The sequence below is a fragment of the Petrotoga sp. Shatin.DS.tank11.9.2.9.3 genome, from assembly GCF_003665005.1.
GTDB lineage: Bacteria > Thermotogota > Thermotogae > Petrotogales > Petrotogaceae > Petrotoga > Petrotoga mobilis.
Genome location: NZ_JGVT01000005.1, coordinates 291,009 through 311,222, shown reverse-complemented (window position 1 = coordinate 311,222; position 20,214 = coordinate 291,009). Strand labels below are relative to the sequence as shown.

At 33.6% G+C, this 20,214-nt stretch carries 18 protein-coding genes; 10 read left to right on the top strand and 8 right to left on the bottom strand.

Annotated elements, in window-relative coordinates; genetic code table 11:
• Positions 1–62 precede the first annotated feature (62 nt).
• Genes BZ25_RS06440 through BZ25_RS06425 form a run of 4 tightly spaced genes read left to right on the top strand, consistent with a single transcriptional unit; the run spans position 63 to position 3,965 of the window.
• Complete coding sequence (locus BZ25_RS06440; RefSeq protein WP_121514437.1) at positions 63–1,073, top strand: ABC transporter permease; 1,011 nt, start codon at positions 63–65, stop codon at positions 1,071–1,073.
• Between the two features lie 9 nt (positions 1,074–1,082).
• On the top strand, positions 1,083–1,946 hold the full coding sequence (locus BZ25_RS06435; RefSeq protein ID WP_121514438.1) for an ABC transporter permease: 864 nt from the start codon (positions 1,083–1,085) through the stop codon (positions 1,944–1,946).
• Positions 1,947–1,951: 5 nt separating this feature from the next.
• Complete coding sequence (locus BZ25_RS06430) at positions 1,952–2,977, top strand: ABC transporter ATP-binding protein (RefSeq protein WP_121514439.1); 1,026 nt, start codon at positions 1,952–1,954, stop codon at positions 2,975–2,977.
• On the top strand, positions 2,952–3,965 hold the full coding sequence (locus tag BZ25_RS06425) for an ABC transporter ATP-binding protein (RefSeq protein ID WP_121514440.1): 1,014 nt from the start codon (positions 2,952–2,954) through the stop codon (positions 3,963–3,965). Before BZ25_RS06430 ends, BZ25_RS06425 begins: the two co-directional genes overlap by 26 nt.
• Positions 3,966–4,084: 119 nt before the next feature.
• Here the strand turns inward: BZ25_RS06425 and BZ25_RS06420 are convergent, their stop codons facing one another.
• From BZ25_RS06420 to BZ25_RS06405, 4 genes are all read right to left on the bottom strand, one after another.
• On the bottom strand, positions 4,085–5,098 hold the full coding sequence (locus tag BZ25_RS06420; protein WP_121514441.1) for a dienelactone hydrolase family protein: 1,014 nt from the start codon (positions 5,096–5,098) through the stop codon (positions 4,085–4,087).
• A gap of 34 nt (positions 5,099–5,132) precedes the next feature.
• Positions 5,133–6,056, bottom strand: coding sequence for an alpha/beta fold hydrolase (locus tag BZ25_RS06415; protein WP_233546280.1), 924 nt, complete (start codon positions 6,054–6,056; stop codon positions 5,133–5,135).
• A gap of 132 nt (positions 6,057–6,188) precedes the next feature.
• Positions 6,189–7,388 carry a hypothetical protein gene (locus BZ25_RS06410; RefSeq protein ID WP_121514443.1) on the bottom strand — a complete coding sequence of 400 codons (1,200 nt, stop codon included), beginning with the start codon at positions 7,386–7,388 and terminating at the stop codon, positions 6,189–6,191.
• A gap of 13 nt (positions 7,389–7,401) precedes the next feature.
• Positions 7,402–8,883 carry a B12-binding domain-containing radical SAM protein gene (locus tag BZ25_RS06405; RefSeq protein WP_121514444.1) on the bottom strand — a complete coding sequence of 494 codons (1,482 nt, stop codon included), beginning with the start codon at positions 8,881–8,883 and terminating at the stop codon, positions 7,402–7,404.
• A 183-nt stretch (positions 8,884–9,066) separates the two neighbouring features.
• Here BZ25_RS06405 and BZ25_RS06400 point away from each other — a divergent pair, with 183 nt between their 5' ends.
• Positions 9,067–10,377 carry an alpha-amylase family glycosyl hydrolase gene (locus tag BZ25_RS06400; protein WP_121514445.1) on the top strand — a complete coding sequence of 437 codons (1,311 nt, stop codon included), beginning with the start codon at positions 9,067–9,069 and terminating at the stop codon, positions 10,375–10,377.
• Positions 10,378–10,379: 2 nt separating this feature from the next.
• On the opposite strand, the gene BZ25_RS06395 is transcribed toward BZ25_RS06400, so the two are convergent.
• Positions 10,380–11,084 carry a YjjG family noncanonical pyrimidine nucleotidase gene (locus BZ25_RS06395; RefSeq protein ID WP_103065158.1) on the bottom strand — a complete coding sequence of 235 codons (705 nt, stop codon included), beginning with the start codon at positions 11,082–11,084 and terminating at the stop codon, positions 10,380–10,382.
• Between the two features lie 365 nt (positions 11,085–11,449).
• Between BZ25_RS06395 and BZ25_RS06390 the strand changes: the two genes are divergently transcribed.
• From BZ25_RS06390 to BZ25_RS06370, 5 genes are all read left to right on the top strand, one after another.
• The gene (locus BZ25_RS06390) at positions 11,450–12,742 is read left to right on the top strand and encodes a YeeE/YedE family protein (RefSeq protein WP_121514446.1); all 1,293 of its coding nucleotides are present in this window, start codon (positions 11,450–11,452) and stop codon (positions 12,740–12,742) included.
• Between the two features lie 89 nt (positions 12,743–12,831).
• Entirely contained in the window at positions 12,832–14,529 is a 1,698-nt protein-coding gene (locus BZ25_RS06385) for an FAD-dependent oxidoreductase (RefSeq protein WP_121514447.1), read from the top strand.
• 99 nt (positions 14,530–14,628) lie between these two features.
• Complete coding sequence (locus tag BZ25_RS06380; protein ID WP_121514448.1) at positions 14,629–15,417, top strand: ABC transporter permease; 789 nt, start codon at positions 14,629–14,631, stop codon at positions 15,415–15,417.
• A 28-nt stretch (positions 15,418–15,445) separates the two neighbouring features.
• Positions 15,446–16,501, top strand: a complete 1,056-nt coding sequence (locus BZ25_RS06375) for a MetQ/NlpA family ABC transporter substrate-binding protein (protein WP_233552365.1) — start codon at positions 15,446–15,448, stop codon at positions 16,499–16,501.
• A gap of 20 nt (positions 16,502–16,521) precedes the next feature.
• Positions 16,522–17,292, top strand: a complete 771-nt coding sequence (locus BZ25_RS06370) for an ABC transporter ATP-binding protein (RefSeq protein WP_199676867.1) — start codon at positions 16,522–16,524, stop codon at positions 17,290–17,292.
• Between the two features lie 5 nt (positions 17,293–17,297).
• Here BZ25_RS06370 and aroH read toward each other — a convergent pair whose 3' ends face one another.
• Genes aroH through BZ25_RS06355 form a run of 3 tightly spaced genes read right to left on the bottom strand, consistent with a single transcriptional unit; the run spans position 17,298 to position 20,138 of the window.
• On the bottom strand, positions 17,298–17,654 hold the full coding sequence (gene aroH / locus BZ25_RS06365) for a chorismate mutase (protein WP_121514450.1): 357 nt from the start codon (positions 17,652–17,654) through the stop codon (positions 17,298–17,300).
• A 38-nt stretch (positions 17,655–17,692) separates the two neighbouring features.
• The gene (infB, locus tag BZ25_RS06360) at positions 17,693–19,795 is read right to left on the bottom strand and encodes a translation initiation factor IF-2 (protein ID WP_121514451.1); all 2,103 of its coding nucleotides are present in this window, start codon (positions 19,793–19,795) and stop codon (positions 17,693–17,695) included.
• Between the two features lie 16 nt (positions 19,796–19,811).
• Positions 19,812–20,138: a ribosomal L7Ae/L30e/S12e/Gadd45 family protein gene (locus BZ25_RS06355; protein ID WP_103065165.1), complete on the bottom strand. Its 327-nt coding sequence runs from the start codon at positions 20,136–20,138 to the stop codon at positions 19,812–19,814.
• Positions 20,139–20,214: the final 76 nt, after the last annotated feature.

The following is a 20,214-nucleotide window of genomic DNA, read 5'->3' as shown; positions in this document are numbered from 1 at the left end:
CACAAGCCCGCTCAATTGGGCGGGCTTTTGTTTAAATTTTTCAAAAAAGGAGGAACTTAATTTTGAAAGTTTTAAAAACATACATTATTCCTCGATTAATTCAATATTTACTAGTAATATTTATAGGGATAACTATAACTTTTATTATTCCTAGATTAACTCCTATAGATCCAGTACAGTCTGCTATAAATAGATTAACCTCTTATGGTGGAGCTTATATGGAACCTGAGGCAGTTGCAAGTTTGCAAAATACCCTAAAAGAATTATATGGATTGGAAGGGAGCTTAGTAGAACAGTATTTTGCTTTTTGGAAACATCTCTTTACTTTTGACTTTGGTCCTTCCTTATCTATGTTCCCCACACCTGTTACTGAAATTATTGCCAACTCTCTACCATGGACCTTTTTCTTACTTTTTTTCTCTCTAATCATTTCCTGGATTATAGGAAATATTTTAGGAGGATTAGCTGGATATTTTAAAGATAAAAAATGGTCCAACGTGTTAGCTGTAGTTGCAATGTCTATATATCCAATTCCATACTACGTTATGGCTTTAATTTTAGTTATTTTGTTTGTTTATATCTTTCCAATATTTCCAATGATGGGAGGATACAGCATAGGGATTCAACCATCTTTTACTTGGACATTTTTTTTGGATATCTTAAGACATAGTATTTTACCTGCAATTTCTTTGATTCTAGTAGGCATAGGTTGGTGGTTCTTAAGTATGAGATCACTGACATCCAACATAGTTGCTGAAGACTTTGTTACTTACGCTGAATTTGCGGGCTTACCCAAAAATAAGTTGTTATACAGTTATGTTATGAGAAATGGTATATTACCACAAATTACTGCTTTGGCTCTTCAAATAGGCGGAATATTCAACGGGGCCATTATAACTGAAGTAGCTTTTTCTTATCCTGGAGTCGGCTCCTTGTTACAAAAATCCATCACAAACGGCGATTTCAATTTAATGATGGGGATATCCGTTCTCTCCATAATAGCCATAGCAACTGCATCGTTGATAATAGATTTAATATACCCATTATTTGACCCAAGAATAAGGTATAGATGAGGTGATCATATGTTTGTAATACTAAAAGATCTTCTAAAAAGAGATAAAAAATTTTTGTTTGGATTCACAGTAATATCTATTTTGGTTTTCTTAGCTATTTTATCAGCATTTTCACCATACGATCCAAGGTCATGGAATGTTGTACCAAAAGATAAACCACCTAGCTTCCAGCATCTTTTAGGAACAAATTCGATGGGGCAAGATATATTCTGGAATACCACACACGCTTTAAAAAATTCTTTCATTTTAGGGTTAACGGCGGCTTGCATTTCAACTATAATAGGCACCTTAGTTGGACTAATAGCGGGTTACAGAGGAGGTATTTTAGATCGAGTTCTAATGTCCATAAACGACAGTTTCATAGTTTTGCCTTCTTTACCAATACTCGTATTCCTTTCTTTTTCCCTAAGAGAAAAAATGACCATCTTTGTTATGGGAGCGATACTTTCAATATTCTCCTGGCCTTGGGGTGGAAAACAAGTTAGAGCCCAAGTTCTAAGCCTGAGAGAAAGAGAGTTCACATACACTTCTGTATTTTCAGGGATGAACATGTGGAAGGTCGTTTTCAAAGAACATCTTCCTTTCGTGATACCCTGGGTAATAGCTAATTTTATTAACACAATTCTTTGGGCTTTAGGGATGGAGATAACTTTATCGGTTCTTGGATTGACTAGTCTAGAGACACCTACTATAGGCACAACAATCCATTGGGCAATGCAATATCAAGCAATTTTCAGAGGAATATGGTGGTGGATGCTAACTCCAATAATTTTATCTATTATATTTTTTGTAGCATTATACATGCTTTCAGTTAGTATAAGTGAATTTCTAGACCCACGAACCAGATTGCAAAGAATAAAAATGGGAGGTTAATATAGATGTCTTTACTTGAAATAAAAGACCTAACTGCTTATTATATTACCCATGTATTCGGTGTAAAAAGGGATGTAAAAGCGGTAGATAATCTGACATTTTCAGTTGAAGAAAATGAGATCCTGGGGTTAGCGGGTGAATCAGGTTGCGGAAAAAGCACGTTGCTAAAAGTTCTTTTATCTATGGTCAAGCCTCCTTTGAAAGTACTAAAAGGGGAAGTAAATTACTCATATGATAGTAAGAATTTCAATCTATTGACCTTAGATGAAGATAGCCTAAGAAAAGTACGGTGGGAAGACATATCGTATATTCCACAAGGCTCTATGAGCACGCTCAACCCTGTGAGAAAAATACGAAAAACCTTTGAAGATGTTATAAAAACACATAAAAAAAGCGCTGATAAAGAAGTTTATGAAAAACTTATGGAAGAGCATTTAAAATATTTAGGACTGCCTTTGGAGGTTTTAGATTCGTATCCCCACCAACTTTCAGGAGGTATGAGACAGCGAACAACTATCGCACTTGCAACTATACTAGAACCGAAAGTAATATTCGCTGATGAACCTACAACCGCTTTGGATGTCGTAGTCCAAAGGGGGGTTATACAGATGCTTAAACAGCTTCATAGAGAGCATAGAAATACAATGGTAATGGTTACGCATGACATGGCTGTGCACGCTAACGTTGCTGATAGGGTTGCTGTAATGTATGCTGGAAAGATAGTGGAAATTTCCAAAAAAGAACAATTGTTTACAAATCCTAGCCATCCTTACTCTAAATTTCTCATAAACTCTCTTCCAAAGATAGGAGATAGAAGGCAAAGGGCAAGTGCACCTGGTAATCCTCCATCTTTGGCGAATTCCCCTGAAGGATGCAGGTTCCATCCAAGATGTCCTTATGCCAAAGATATCTGTAAAAAATACGTACCAAAACTAATAGAAGATGAAAAAGGGCATTATGTTGCATGTTTCTTATTCTCTGATGAAGTAGAGGAAGGTGAGAAAGTTGTCCAACAAACTACTCGAGGTTAAAGATTTGGAGAAAGTATTCCATTTGGGTGGAAGATTCTTTGGAACTAAATTAAAAGCAGTAAATAGGGTAAATTTTGATTTAGAAGCAGAAAAACCTGAAATCCTTACTTTTGCTGGAGAGACCGGGAGTGGAAAAACGACTGTAGCTAGAATGATCCTGGGGCTTGAGACTCCCACTTCTGGAGAAGTTATATACAAAGGAAGGAACGTCACACACATAAAAAAAAGAAAAGAACTTTTAGAATATATGAAATACGTGCAACCCATCTTTCAAAATCCTTTTGAAACATTTAATCCGCTAAAAAAAGTAGATTCGTATCTATTTGAAATGGCTGAAAATTATAAAATAGCAAAAACAAAAGAAGAGAAACAAAAAGCCGTAGAAGAATCTCTTAACTCAGTTGGACTGACACTAAAAGAAATTAAAGGAAGGTACCCCAACGAATTATCTGGTGGGCAGTTGCAGAGAGTTTCTGTTGCCAGAGCTCTTGTAACAAGGCCTTCACTTCTAATAGCCGATGAGCCTGTTTCAATGGTTGATGCCTCTTTAAGAATGTCTATAGTGAATTTGTTTGCTGAATTAAAAACAAAGTATAACGTATCCGTTTTATACATAACTCATGATCTTGCAACCGCTTACTACATAAGTGACAGAATAGCCATAATGCTTAGAGGGGATGTGGTCGAATTTGGAGACATAGATAAAGTCATGCTTTCCCCTCTCCATCCATACACCCAAATACTTATAGAATCTGTTCCTCAGCCAGATCCAGAGGGTACGTGGAAAGAAGATATAAAATTATCCTCCTTAGAAGTCAAAGAATTTTCAAGATTAGGCTGTAAGTTCTATGAAAGATGCCCATTTGCCATGAAAATTTGTAAAGATGTTGAACCTCCATATGTTTTTAAAGATGGGAGAAAAGTGAAATGCCATCTTTACTCTGAAGAAATTAAAAACACTCAAAAGTTTGAAACAACTGTAAACTAAGTAATATTTAGAAACAGTAGGCATTGAAAAAAATAAAGGCGCTGAATTTCGAGGCCTTTATTTTTTAATGATATATATACCGAAATTTGGTAAGTTGAAATTGTAGAAGAAATATTAATTCACTTTGAAAAAATAGCTAGATATCCTAAATTGACGAAACGATATTTGATATCTTCAAACCTCATTTCGTTTATTATAATATTTGATATCAGCCTTTGAAAAGGTAGCCAAGTAATATGATCGATGGGGACCGTCATCCTTCTAGGTCTTGCTAAGTTTTCCCATAGAACCCTTCTTGTATTTTTGGGTAAGGTTTTATCAAAAGCTGCTTCTAAGAATGTTACCTTTTCTCTGTTTAAAAATTTGGCATAGGCTGCAGGATCAACCTTCATCAATGGATGTATATCTGAATTTAAAAACTCTTGAATGTTCTTAAACTCTCCTATCCTCTTTAAATCGTTTTGAAAGGTCTTTCTTAGCCTTTCTCTATCGCTTAAATAAGCTATTTGGTCTTTCTTTTTAAGCAATTCCCTTCTTGTAAATTCCAATGTAGGTGATTCCCATATAAGTTCAGCCATGTTTCCACCACTGGCTATAATGAAATTGTGCTTTATTTCAGGATTTAAAGCGTTAGCGATAACAGATACCATGCCCCCAAGGCAGTATCCTATCATGAAGTTTCGCTCGTGCCAAAGCGCGTTCGCTTTCAAAAAATCTATGATACTTAATACGTCAACAACCGCATGTTCCCAGGTGTTCAAGGTTGTATAAATATCGGCAGAAAAATAATTTTTACCACTCATAGATCCGTTAGATGTTCTGGTATAATTGTCGGGTAATAATGGTACTACAGCCCTTATGCCTAATTTGGAAAAATATCGCCCCATTTTTAAGATATAGGTAATGTTTTTAGTTCCCAAACCATGAAGTATCAAAGCAACACCCAAAGCCTTTCCTCGGGGTTCAAAAAGATAGATTTCATTAGTTTCGGTACCTTTTTTATTATATTTGTATAAAGAATTAAATTTTATTAATGATTCTCTATAATTTTTACCTTTATTTATGAAAGCTTGAGTAAATTCTATATTTTGTTTTGCATAACTAAAATCTATTTTAAAATTCTCTTGTAGCATATGTTCATCTCCCCATCTTCGTAGATCTTTATTTCTAAACAGCTCTTCTATTTAATGTATCATCAGTTTCTTTATTTTGGCATACTTTTTTAATAAAACTCACCGTTTTTTCAACAAATTTCTGGGTTAAAACATCTTTTAATTCTAATTCGAAAGAATGCTTCCCTTTTGGATGAATTAACAATGTAGAAGGAACACCACATTCTTTTATCTTCTGGTTTAACTTTATAGAAGTTGTTACAGGGACGGTAGCGTCTTTTTTCCCATGTACTAACAGTGTTGGAACCATTCTTTCAGATATATAATTTATAGGTGAATATAACTTATATTCTTCAAATTTTGTTTTAGGCGTTCCTTTCATTGTGGTTGTAACTGCAAATTGTGCAAAAAGAGAATCTACTTGATTACTCCACAGATCTAAAAGATCCGATGGAGCGTACCAAGCCACAACTCCCTTTATTCCCTTCATCTTTTCAAAATGATTGTAGTAAGAATTATATGCTGCATAATAAAGTGACAAAGTACCGCCTGCGGACGTGCCCATCAACACGATATTTTCTTTGTCTAAACTCAGCTCTTCACTATGATCTTTTATATAATTTAGGGCGTCGTGGTAATCTTCTATCAACTCTTCATATTTGTTTAAATAGCTATACCTGTAATCTATTGCAACAACGGCAAATCCTCTACTCGCTAAAAATTTTGCCCATGCGGTAACGCTTGATAATTTCCTACTTCCAGTTATCCACCCTCCTCCATGAGCAAAAAAGACTACGGGAAATTTGCTTTTTACTTTAGAAGGATAGTAAACATCTAATTTCAAAGGTAACTTTTCCTTTTTATACTCCACAGTAATTGCATCAGTATAGGAACCTTTCTTAACTTCCAATGGAAGGTTCCCAAATACAGATTTCTTAATTGTTTTTGCATTCAATAGAATTATTAGAAAAAAAGTCATCAAAGCATTCCAGAAAAAAAGAAAAAACAAAAGAATTAATCCAAAGATTTTAGCAATTTTTTTATACTCATTTTTGTCGGAATTTTCTTCATTCACCTTTTCGTTGTTTATTCAAATCACTCCGATAGAGTTTTATTGTTCGTTCATATTGATCTTTTCTCTGTTTATAACAAAAATATCAGATTCTGAATAATAATTAGTAAAAAAAACATATTTTTTGTCGGGTGTATATGTTGGATAGAAGCAGTCATTTGTCAACATGCCTGATAAATTCCTTTTTTCTCCATCATCGTATTCATATATACTGAAATAGGTTCCGTTAAACTCAGAAAACACAAGAAGCTCTGAACCATTTGACCAATTATCGGTTTGATTATTTTGTTGTGCTATTAACGGTGAGATACTGTTTTCTTCGTCAACAAAATAAACATTCATATTCGCCGTTTGATGATCCACACCATAAAAACTGATTTTGTTACCATCCCATTTGGTGGGTCTAAATTTCAAAAGATCCTTTGATTCCGTTAATTTCTCAAGTTTATCGTAGTATAAGTCATAAATCCAAACTTCCGTCCACTGACCACTATCTTCATCCATAGTGAATAGAATCAAAGTATTATCATAAAAATATGGTGAATAAGCATTCTTATCGGGTGGACTGATTTTTTGAATCTCCTCAGTTTCTAGATTATACAATACAATATCCCATTTTCCAAACAATGTAGTTTGAAAAGTTAAATACTCATCGTTTGGGGAAATATCAGGAAAATACTCAGCAGAATATTCCAATGGAATCTTATCTTGTGTACCTTCTTTAAAGTCAAAAATATAAATTTCCCTATTACCAATATATCTGTCGCTTACAAGATACAACTTATTATTTTGAAAAACAGGGTATTCATCTACCCCTTTCCAAAAAGTGATCTGTAAAACATCCCAGTTTTCTCCATACAAAAACCTTTGAATGGATAATGTCTCCAGAGTTTTTACCGCAAACTTTTCTACCCAATCACTAGTTTCACCAGATTCTTCAGAGTATGAAAAACCTCCGCCATCAAAGTATCCAAACGCAATTGTGATATTTTCCTTAGTATTTGTAAATATATTCATTGTTACATCATAATCATTGATATTTATGGAGTTAGACATCGCATCTTTTATGTTTATATTGTACATATAACTTCCGATACTTTTTATTTTTTCTGCAATTTGATTTGTTATCCATGTATCATCGTTTAAATTTATAATCATATTATCTTTTGATAGATTTGCAGCAAAAGAGACTACTATAATGGGAATAAATGCAAAAACCAAAATTATCTTTTTTATCATACCTTTTCTCACCTTATAAATTTTCTGCAATTTTCCTGAAATGGTAACCGTAAATTGAAAGAGAAATCATTTTTGGAAAAGCTTTAGGTTTCTTAAACAAACTCCAAAAAAACATTTTCCAATATTGTTTTCTTTCTTTACCAACAATCCCTAAAATAAAGATGGATTTAATAAAAGCACTAATTTCTTGAAAACCTATCTTAGCCTTGGAGAATCCAGGTACTTTATAATTAACCAAAAATTTCTTCAAACGATCATAATAGTTTTTGGGCTGATAAAGCTTAGCAACAAGATTTTTGTAATTTTTGATTAGGAATTCCAAGTTCATCTTTGGAATTATATTCGTATTGATATCCACATTGTTTCCACTTATTTCTCCCCGTAACCTATTTTCCTTGAGTAATCTTGAGTATAATTCACTTCCCCTTGGTGCATTTAAAATGCCAACCATGGCGGTAACTATGCCGTTTTTCTGAATAAACTCGAATTGCTTATCGAAAATTGTGGGCTTATCACTGTCAAAACCGACAATAAATCCTCCCTGAATTTCAAAACCAAAACTTTGAATTTTTTTGATAGACTCTTCAAGATTTTGCTTAATATTTTGATACTTATTAGCTTCTCGTAGACTATCCGGATCAGGGGTTTCTAAGCCAATAAAAACTCTGTCAAAACCCGCTTTGAACATCAAGTCCATGAGTTGATCATCATTAGAAAAATCTACAGACACTTCGGTATAAAAAGAAAACGGGTAACCATGAGCTTTTTGCCACTGTATTATTGCGGGTAACACATCTTTTTTTAATTTTGATTTATTTGAGATAAAATTATCGTCTACAAAGAAAACAGAACGCCTCCACCCTGCATCGTACAAAGATTGAAGTTCTTGAATCAACTGTACGCTTGACTTAGTTCTGGGTTTTCTACCATTCAAGGCGGCAATATCGCAAAATTCACAATTATAAGGGCAACCTCTAGAATACTGGATGCTCATGGACCCATACCATTTGAGATTTAACAGATCCCACCTGGGAACAGGCGTAGTTTCAATATTGCAAAAATTAGGTTTTGCATAATATCTTTTTAATTTGTTATTTTTTATATCTTCAACCAACTCATCCATTAATTCTTCCGCTTCTCCAAGAACAAAATGGTCAACAGTATTTTGAAATGTGTCGGGTTCCATTGTAAAAAGAGGACCACCGGCAACTATAGGTTTACCACAGTCGTTACATTGTTTGATCACTTTTATAGCAGACTCTCTTTGAACAGCCATGGCGCTTATAAAAACATAATCTGAATTTAGAATATCTTCTTTTTTTAATTTTTCACAATTCATATCCACCAACCTGATGTTCCATTCTTCGGGTAGATAAGAAGCTATTGTAATCAAACCCAAAGGCGGCAATGCAGCGCGTTTGGAAATAAATTTCAGTGCGTGTTTGAAACTCCAAAATGTTTCAGGATAAGCGGGATAAACCAAAAGTATGTTCATAGTTACCCCTCCTTCTAGGTGCTTTATTGCAACGGGGCTAACGATCCATTTATAATTTAATTATACCACATTTTTTAATTTTAAATTTTAAAAGTAAAAAAAGTGAATATCTTTAGGAAACGTTTTCATTTCTTTAAAAAAAGAGTGGTAAAATAACCAGAAGTAAACTATGGGAGGAATTTTATGTTTTTAGGATACCACATTCTAATAAAATTTTATAAAAATGGAGAATTAACAAATGATTTTCCAAAGGAGAGTTATCGCTATTACGAAAAAAATGCAATAGATGGAGATCTTCAAGGTGTCATTAAAGAATTAGACTATTTAAAAGAGCTTGGGATAGATTTGATATATCTTGGGCCTATTTTTAAAAGTAAAACCACACACGGATACGATATTACCAATTATTTTTCTATCTCAGAAAACATAAGTTCCAACTCCGAAGAAGATGCTAAAGCGATCTTTAAAAAGCTTATTGAAGATGCTCATAAAAGAGGAATAAAGGTTATCATAGATCTCGTACTTAACCATGCTTCAAAGGAGTTTGATTTTGATTCCGTTCCCAAAGATTTGAATGTTAAAACCGAATCTCCACGTTCACCCCAAGAAGAAAGATGGCAAAGATCCTTTTTGTTTTGGAATCTCGATGATAAAGAGACAAGAGAATTTTTAATAAGAGTTGGGGAGTATTGGCTAAAAAACTTTGAATTAGACGGATTTAGATTGGATCATGCCTTAGGCTTGCCATTAAACTTTTTAGAGGAATTTTCTACAAGGATGAAAAAAATAAAAAAAGATGTGGTAATTTTAGGTGAAGTATGGGAAGACGAGGGAGATAAGATAAAAAATTTTAATCTCCTTAAAAAGTTCAAAGGAGAAGATGCTCAACGTTTTACCAGTCTGTTTGATTTTGCTACATACGATACAATTAAAGAAGTTTTAGGAAAGAAAAATGGGTCGTTACTCGATTTATATAATCAAATAGTATTATCAAACCAATTAAATGAAAAGGAGTTCCAGCTAACTTATTTTATTGAAAATCACGATCTCCCAAGGTTCATAGATATATGCCAAGAATTAGAGACATTTTACATAGCACTTGGCTTATTAATGGCTCTTACAGGAAATGTGATTCTAGAATATGGCAATGAGATAGCTTTAAAAGGAGACAAAACAATTCAAAATTTTCACGAAAGTGGAAGAGTTGCCATGAGATTCAAAGAAGATTGGTCAGATCTAGAGAAACAAACTTTCAATTATTGTAAAAATCTCATTAAATTAAGAAGAGTTCACCCCTCTCTTTCATCAGGGAGTTATGAACTTATTACTTCAGAAGAAAATTTACTAATTTTTAAAAAGAAAGCAGCATGTGATGAGATAAAAGTACTAATTTATACTGGAGAACAAGAGTATCAATTAGATAAAGAATATTTTGACCTAATTAGTGATACAAAAGTTTTGAAATTAAAAAAAGGCATTTATTACCTTCAATGAATTTAAAGTATATTTTTCAGCTCTATAAGCTTGGATATAGCGAGAACATCCTTTTCTTGGATTTGAAGAGATTCCTCATGATTTTTAAACCAGATGGCATCAATTCCACATTTTATTGCCGGTAGGATGTCATTTTCAAGATCATCACCAACGTAAATAATTTCATCTTTAGACTTTTTAGACATTAAAATGGCATAATTAAAAATCCTTTCATCGGGTTTCGGAAAACCGACATCTTCTGAACTAACTAAAATACTAAAATAGTCATATATTCCCGAACTTTTCATTTTAACAATTTGAGTTTCTCTAAAGCCGTTTGTCAAAATTCCCAATTCATATTTATCTTTTAAATACTCCAAAATTTCCACTGTCCCTTCGACGAGGAGTTTTTGATTCGATAAAATATTTAGGTAAGTATTATTCATCTCTTCTATCAAATCTTCCCTATGCTTTATCTTTAAAGCATTCAAAGAAATTTCAAAACGAAGAAGTTTTAATTCATGTTGACCTATTTCTTTTTTCCTATACATTTCCCATAACTTTTTATTGATCTTTTGGTAGGATTCTACAAACTTGTCCAAAGACGTTTCACGAAAAACGTGACCGTACTTTTGATAGACCAACTTCAATGCTTCTTGTGAATTACTTTCAAAATCCCAAAGGGTATGATCTAAATCAAAGTAGATCATCTTTACTTGGTTTTTCAAATATTTCACCTCTATTCTTCAACTAGATAAAATTACTGAAAAAAATCTCTTTTTTAATTATAACATTAAACCTTTTTTATTCAAAACTTATGAAATAACCATTATTTAATCTTTCTTTATTAAAAAGCTGACAAAGTTAATTCTATTTTTACTTTTTTTTGTTAGAATAATTTTGAATCGTAATTAGTGAAAGAACTAACAATTAAAATTTTAGTGTTTAAAAATATTTTATATTTTTTCATACTTCGTGAACTATTTCACAAAGGGGGTGAAGCCTAAATATTAAACTAATGTTCTAGTAAAACTATTCTTTTAGAAATTTCAATCTTTTGTTTTAAAAATGCCTTTAGACAGGAGGAAAAAGTATGACTAAAACAGTAGAGAAAGTCCTTGGTTTGTTAAGTTTTGCACTAATTCTCATCCTAGGGAACACGCTTTTAGCAACAGATATGCTTTTTTTTAGACTCTTGATAGGAGCGGGTTTTGGATACACCTTAGCTAGAGCTTATACAGGGTTTGCCGGAAGTGTCAATAGAGCTTATAGAACCGGATCTACTCAACTCATGCGCGCGATGATTTTCATGTTTTTTATAACCTCTTTGATGATCATGGGATTTTTGTTTAATTCAGATCCAACTAATTACAGCCTTTGGATAAATCCGATTAATTTTGGTTTACTGTTAGGAGCCTTCCTGTTTGGTTTTGGTATGTCCCTTTCTGTTTGTTGTGCTACAGGTGTACTTACCGACTTAACTATGGGATTTACAAGAGCTTTGATCACATTAATATTCTTTGGAATAGGTGTTTTTCTCGGATTTCCTATTCAAAGAACCGCTGGATGGGTTACCAATTCCTGGTTTACATCACCAACTGGAGCTAAGTTCAATGGAGGCGTTTTTTTGCCAGATTTATTTACATGGGACGGTTTTCAAGGTTATTTGGGGGCTATCTTATTGCTAGCACTATTTTCCTCAATAGTGATTTTTGCATCTTACCAATATGAAAAAAAGAGAAGGAATGAAAAAACTTATTTTGGAGTTCCTTCAGAAAAGGAACAAGAAAACAGGAAAAAATTGGATATTTCTAACTTCAAACTTTTTAGTCAGGAAACTTATAATCACATATTTGTGAAACCTTGGACTTTAACTGAAGGTGCAGTAATATTAAGTGTACTCTTTGTCCTATTGTTTGGAGTTACAAAGGCTGGTTGGGGAGCTTCTACTCCACATGGGGTGCTAATAGGCAAAATACTAATGGTTTTTGGTGTTTCTGGGGAAGCTCTCGCTGAGTTTACAAAAATGCCTGCTGCTACCTTTGCTACACCTTTTTTCCAAAATCCATCACTGGTTCAAAACTTTGGAATAGTAGTAGGAGCGCTAACTTATCTTCTATCAGCAGGTAAATTTGTTGAGTCTTTTAAATCAGAGCTCCGTGTAACTGGAAAAGAAGCCTTTTTATACGCGTTGGGCGGTATTTTGATGGGATTCGGAACTCGTTTTGCCAATGGTTGTAATGTTGGAGCATTATATAGCCCTATAGCCGAATTTTCACTATCTGGTTGGATATTTTTAGTTTTCATGGTTTTAGGTGCTGTTGTTAGCAATAGGATATTTTATAAGATCCCATCAAAAACTGAGTTTAAAGTAGATAAGAATTAACACAATAGTTGTGAACTATAAAAAAAGATGAATTTCATTGATGCAATGCGATTCAGACTTTTTTTGGTCAACTAAAGGAGGCCTTTAAAATGGGTAAACGAATACTTATAGTTGGAGGAGTTGCTGGAGGTGCCTCAGTAGCAGCAAGAGCAAGAAGGCTTGATGAATCTGCTGAAATAATAATGTTTGAAAAAGGACCTCATGTTTCTTTCTCCAATTGTGCCTTACCATTTCACTTAAGTGGTATGGTAGAAAATAGTGAAGATTTAGTTTTAATGACACCAGAACAATTTAAAAAACAGTATAACATCGAAGCAAGGGTTAACAATGAAGTTATAAAGATTATAAGAGATCAAAAGAAAGTCGTTGTTAGAAATACCCAAACGGGCGAAGAATACGAAGAGCATTATGACAAATTGGTTCTTTCTCCAGGGGCAAAACCAATTCTTCCAAAAAGTATTGAAGGAATAGACAGAGCAAATGTATTTACAGTCAGAAACGTAGTAGATATAGTTAGAATTAAAGACTATATTGAAAAAAATAACATAAAAGATGTTGCAGTAGTTGGAGGAGGTTATATTGGAATTGAAGTTGCGGAAAATCTTAAATTAGCTGGTTATAACGTTCATTTGATAGAAGCATTAGATCAAGTGATGCAACCTTTTGACTACGATATGGTCCAGATCTTACATAAAGAGTTATACGATAACGGCGTAAACCTTATTTTAAGCGATTCTGTAACTAAAATTTTTGACGATTGTGTAGAACTAAAATCAGGGAAAAAAGTAAATGCTAGAGCTGTTATAATGGCTGTAGGAGTATGCCCTGAAACCTCTTTGGCAAAAGAAGCCGGCTTAGAAATCGGTGAAACAGGCGGGATTAAAGTAGACCATAACTACAGAACAAATGATGATGATATCTATGCTGTTGGAGACGCCATAGAAACTTATTGTGCTTTATCGTGTAAACCCTTAAGATTACCTCTTGCTGGACCTGCCCAAAGGCAAGCAAGGGCTGCAGCAGATCACATTTATAATATACCTCACATAAACAAAGGTACGATTGGGTCATCGGTTGTGAAAGTTTTCAATTTAAATGCGGCTGCCACAGGGTTCAATGAAAAAAAAGCTAAAGCTAACGGTATTCCTTACGACTTTGTTTATATCATTCCTCAGGATAAAGTCGGCTTAATGCCGAATAGTTATCAGCTACATTTAAAGTTGATATACGAAGTTCCTACCGGAAGAATACTGGGAGCACAAGCGATTAGCAAAGGTGATGCTGTTAAACGAATCGATGTTATAGCCACACTAATTCGTATGAATGGGACATTAGAAGACTTAAAAGAATTAGAACTATGTTATGCACCTCTGTTTTCCACTGCCAAAGACCCAGTTAATCACGCTGCGCTAGTTGGTTTAAATCTGTTACATGGAAGATTCAGACAAGTTCCTGTATCTAAAGTTAGAGAACTTGTCGAAAATGGCGCTTTCATCATTGATTGTCGTGAAAGAGATGAATACGAAAAAGGTCATCTAAAAACCGCTGTTAACATACCGTTGAGTGAACTTAGGGAAAGACTGAATGAAATACCTAAAGATCGTCCAGTCTATATTCATTGTCGTTCTTCTCAAAGAAGTTATAATGCGGTTATGGCCCTTCAAGGAAGAGGTTTCAATAATGTCATTAATATTTCCGGTTCATTCTTGGGTATAAGTTATTATGAATATTATTTAGACCAAACCACTGGTAGAGAAAAGATAGTTACGGCCTATAATTTTGATTGATTTATGTTTAGACTAAAATTGTGATACAATTCATAGGCCATCAAGAAAATTGATGGCCTTTCATTTAAAATCTTTGTAAAAAGAGAAGGAATTGTTTGCATGAATAATAATGAATCAAACAAAAAAAACAATCATATTTTATTAACAGTATTCACTTGGTTAACGATATTTTTAGCCTGGTATATTGTTACAAAACTAGAAATATTTACTCCAACCCTGCTACCCTCACCTCAAAGAGTCTGGTCCGCTTTTTTAACTTTGATCAGAGATGGATACAACAATATTCCATTATGGGTGCATATAGGAACAAGTTTCAAAAGGTTATTCGTTTCCTTAGCTTTTGCTATATTATTTGCTTTACCTATAGGGCTTTTAAGTGGCTATTTTAAAAGAGTGGAAGCAATAATAGATTCTATCGTAGAATTTTATAGGCCCTTACCACCTTTAGCTTATTACACGATCCTTATTTTATGGTTTGGTATAGGAGATTTATCAAAAGAAGTTTTACTTTTTTTAGCCGCCTTTGCTCCCATATACATAGCTTGCGTTTCCGCTGTGAGAGGAATAAACCAAGATTATATATTGAGTGCAAGATCTTTGGGAGCAGATCAAACGAATGTGTTTTTTAAAATTGTTTTACCTGCATGTCTACCAGAAATATTTACCGGTATCAGAACTTCTTTTGGTGTTGCATACACAACTCTTGTTTCTTCTGAAATGGTTGCAGCTACCTCTGGTATTGGTTGGATGGTAATTGACGCCTCTAACTATTTAAAAAGCGATGTCATATTCGTTGGCATTTTTATAATGGGAATCAGTGGTGTTTTAATAGATTATGGATTACGATCTTTAGAAAGAAAATTAATTTTCTGGAAAGGTAAGGTTTAAAAACTGGTTTCTCCTCAGAGGAGGTGTTATGGCATATATGAAAAGTAGATTAATGAAATCTTTAATATTTTTGGTTTTAATTACATTGATAACTCTTATTTTTACAAGCTGTAATAAGGGTCAGCAAGATTTACCCAAAGAGATTAACATTGGAATTTTAAGGGTCCCGAATGATGAAACTATTGCTATCGAAGAAGGGATATTTGATAAATACTTTTCTGATAAAGGTATCAAATGTAATTTTATAGTTTTTGATTCTGGAGTAGAAGCCAATCAAGCTTTCGCCTCAGGAAGTATAGATTTTGCTACCATGGGGAACATAAATTCTATCATTGCTTTCGTTAGAGACCTTGATGTAGAGTTAATTTGGATACACGAAGTCTTGGGTGATATAGAGGCCCTGGTCGTTAGAGAGAACGATGAAATAAACAGTATAAACGATCTTATTGGTAAAAAGATAGCAACTCCTTTTGCTTCCACTAGTCATTATATTTTACTGAATATTCTCAAAGAGGCAGGAATAGAAGATAAAGTTCAACTGCTAGACATGAAAACAACCGAGATAGTTGCTGCCTGGTCAAGAGGAGATATAGATGCTGCTTATACTTGGCAACCTTCTTTAGGTGAACTTATAGCAAATGGTGGAAGAGTTTTGATTTCCAGTGAGGATATGTTAGAACAAGGCTATATTACAGCAAATGTGGCTTTAGTTAGCAAAAAGTTTTCAGAAAAGTACCCTGATTTAGTTGTATCTTTTATAGACTGTTTGGCTGAAGCAAACGACATATATTTAAATGATCCAGAACGTGCTGCTGAAATAGTTTCGAAAAATTTAGGAATATCTCCTGAAACTGCTTTAACCCAAATGCAAGGCTCAATTTGGCTTACAAGAGAAGAGATGATCAGTTCTATGTATATGGGAACAAGTGAAAAACCTGGTAATTTTGTAAGAGTCATGAAAGATACGTCAGATTTTTTAAAAACTCAGGGCTATATCGAAAGTTCGCCAAGTTTAGAAGAATTTATTGAATATATTAACCCTTATTACATTGAAAAATCCTTGGAAAAGGATGATGAAATATAGACAATCTTTATAAAGAAACTTTGATAAAAATTGAAAATTTGAGTGTCAATTACGAAACAAAAACCGGTGTGATAGAAGCTTTAAAAGACGTTAATTTAGAATTGAAAAAAAGCGAGTTTCTTTGTATTTTAGGACCCTCCGGTTGCGGAAAAAGTACATTGTTAAGAGTAATAGCAGGTTTCATCCCATTAACATCAGGGAAATGTTTGATGCATGAAAACCCCATAGAAGGGCCAGACTGGCATAGAGGAGTTGTATTTCAATCTCCTACTCTATATCCATGGTTAACTGTTAAAGGAAACATCGAGTTTGGGCCAAAAAGCAGGGGTGTCGCAAAAGACAAAATCGAAGAAATTTCAAAATTTTTTATTCAAGAAGTTGATCTTACCGGTTTTGAAGAAAAATATCCCTTCGAGCTTTCCGGAGGTATGAAACAGCGAGTAGCTCTTGCAAGAGTTTTAGCAAATTATCCTGAAGTTATCTTAATGGATGAACCTTTTGGATCCTTAGACGCATTTACTAGGAGCAACATGCAAAATTTGATTCGAAATATTTGGCAAGAAAATAATTGCAGTATATTTTTTATAACTCATGATGTAGACGAAGCTTTAATGCTCGGTACGAAAGTTTTAGTTATGTCTCCCAGGCCTGGAAAAATAATAAAGGAGTTCACCCTGGATTTTACTTACAAGTTGCTAACTCAAAAAGCAAAAGACATACTTCATACAGAAGAATATTTTAATACAAAAAGCGAAATTTTAGATTTAATAAATTTTCAAAGTGTAATATAAAAAGATTATTCTTTTTTTGCTCTTAAGTTTTTTGCCTCATGTAAGTATACAAAATTTTGGGTGCTGCTTTCACAAATAATCAGCACCCTTATTATTTTTTTTCGAGAATCATTAAAGGAAGCTTCTTCTAAACTCATAAAAGGGACGTTATTAAGATCTAATTTCTCACGTAGAATTGTAGCAGGATTGAGACTTTTGATGTCAGGGGTTACAGAGAATATCACTGATATTATACGTGATATATCGTTTTTATTCATTATTTCATTCCATAACTCTATAACATTTTCAGTTAATTCTATTGGATGATCTTCGTTTAAGGAAGTCGCTCCTCTTATTCCCACTATTTTATATTCAGAATCCATATTATCATATCCCCATTTATTATCACCAAAACACTTAATTATTTAGTTTTTTGTTCCAAACCTAATTCTCGCTTAACGAATACATGCTTATAAAACTCTAATTCATCACCTTTAGTGAAATCTTCGAAATTTTCAAATTGAATTCCACATTCTTTAGGTGCTTCAATAGATTTAACTTCATCTTTATAATGTTTCAAACTCTTAATTTTTACATCGGCAATCAAACCGCCATTCCTGTAAATTCTAACTCCGCCATCTCTTTGAACGTACCCTTCATTTACTTGAACACCAGCAATTTTCCCTACACCTTTTATCTTGAACTCTTCCTTAATTACACCATTTCCCGTGAGTTCTTCCTTTTGAATAGGCTCTAACATACCTTCTAAAGCTTTCTTGATATCATCAATCAAATCAAATATAATATTGTATCTTCTGACTTCTATTCCCTCAGCTTCTGCCATCTTTAATGCCTTTGAATCAGCTTTTACTCTAAAACCCAAAACAATCGCATCTGAAGCGGAAGCTAACATTATATCGCTTGTGCTTACTGGACCTATTCCAGCATGTATAATTTCAATATTTATTTCTGGATTTTCAAACTTTTGGATAGCATTCCTCAAAGCCTCTATTTCTCCATAAGTACTAGCTTTTAATAAAATATTTAATTTCTTTTTTTCTTCCTCTTCCATTTTTTGCATAATATCTTCAAGCTTTACGTGCCTTTTAGCTGGACCTTTACTTTTTTCTTCTTCTTTTTCTTTTATTTTTTCTGCTAGCCCTCTGGCTTCTTCTTTTGAATCAATAACGTATAAAATAGAATGTGTGTTTGGAACATCGTTAAACCCCAAAACTTGAACAGGGGTGGAAGGAACGGCTCTTATTAAACTTTCTCCTTTGTCATTTATCAATCTTCTGACTCTGCCATAAGTAGAACCCGAGATAAAGTCATCTCCAACTTTCAATATTCCGTCTTTAACAATAACCGTTCCCAAAGGGCCCATAGCTTTATCAACGCGACTTTCAATTATTACTGCTCTAGCTTTTCCATCGGGAATACATCTTATCTCCTGCATTTCAGATTCTAGGAGAATCATTTCCAACAATTCATCGATTCCTTCGCCTGTTTTTGCTGAAACAAGAACTGTTATTGTATCTCCTCCCCAATCTTCCGGAATAAGATTGAGTTTAGAAACCATCTGTTGTTTTGTTAATTCAACATTGGCATTAGGTTTATCAATTTTATTTATAGCCACTATTATAGGAACGTTGGCACTTTTTGCATGATTATAAGCTTCTATTGTTTGAGGCATTACACCATCATCTGCCGCAATGATAAGAACAACTATATCAGTTACTTGAGCTCCTCTGGCTCTCATTTCTGTAAATGCTTCGTGGCCAGGGGTATCAATAAAAGTAATCCTTTGGCCGTTGTACTCTATCTGGTAAGCACCTATAGATTGAGTAATACCGCCTTCTTCTTTATCAGCGACGTGGGTATTTCTAATTTTGTCTAACAAGGTTGTTTTCCCATGATCAACGTGTCCCATAATAGTGACAACCGGAGGGCGTGGAGCCAATTTGTCTTTCTCTTTTTCATAAATATCGTTCCATTTTTTGGCAAGGATGGCTTCTATATCTTGTTCTTTTCCTTCTTCTGTTTCCTTTTTTTCAATTTCGAAATTCAATATAACGTTATAGCTCATAGCAATATTTTCTGCCAGGTTTTTATCTAGTTTCTGGCCAGGTTTTAATACTATGCCTTTCATAAACATGTCTTTTATAATATCGTTTTGTTCTAATCCAATTTGTTTTGCTAAAATATCAAGCGTTAAATCGTGGGAAGGTAAAGTAACCTCTCTTAAAAGCTTTTCTTCAACAGGTTCTTCTTTTGGTTTTTCCGTGATTTTTACTTGTTCTGAAGATTTACTTTTCTCTTTTGAAGGTTCTTTTTGCTTTTTTACTTCTTTTTTAGTTTGCCTTTCTTCTTCAATAAGATCCTTGATAACTTGCACAGTTTCTTCTTCTATAGTGCTCATATGACTTTTGACAGAAATATTTAATTCCTTTTCTAAAAATTCCATTAATTCTTTAGAGTTCATTCCCAACTCCTTTGCAACTTCATATATTCGGGTCTTCGACACCTATAAACCACCTCCACTATTGGAACATTTTCAATATTCCTTCGACGATATTTTCATCTGTAATTCCTATGACACTTATATTTTGTTTACCAAGAGCCTTAGCTAATGTTGACTTTGAGCAATATAATTCTATATAAGGTACATCAAAAATTTGACAATGTTTTATTACGTCTAGTTTCACTCTTGAACCAACATCCTTTGGAATAAGTATTAATTTCTTTTTTTGAAATGAGCGTATATAATTCCTCAATCCTTGCTTACCATAAACAATCTTCTTCGCTTTAGCAGCAAAACCCATATAACTCAAAATCTTTTGTTCATTTAAGGAATTCCCATTCCCCATGCTTTATTCAAAATCCCCTTTTTCGTGATTCTTGATTTCTTTTTTATTATAACATTTTATTGCTGTCATTCAAAAT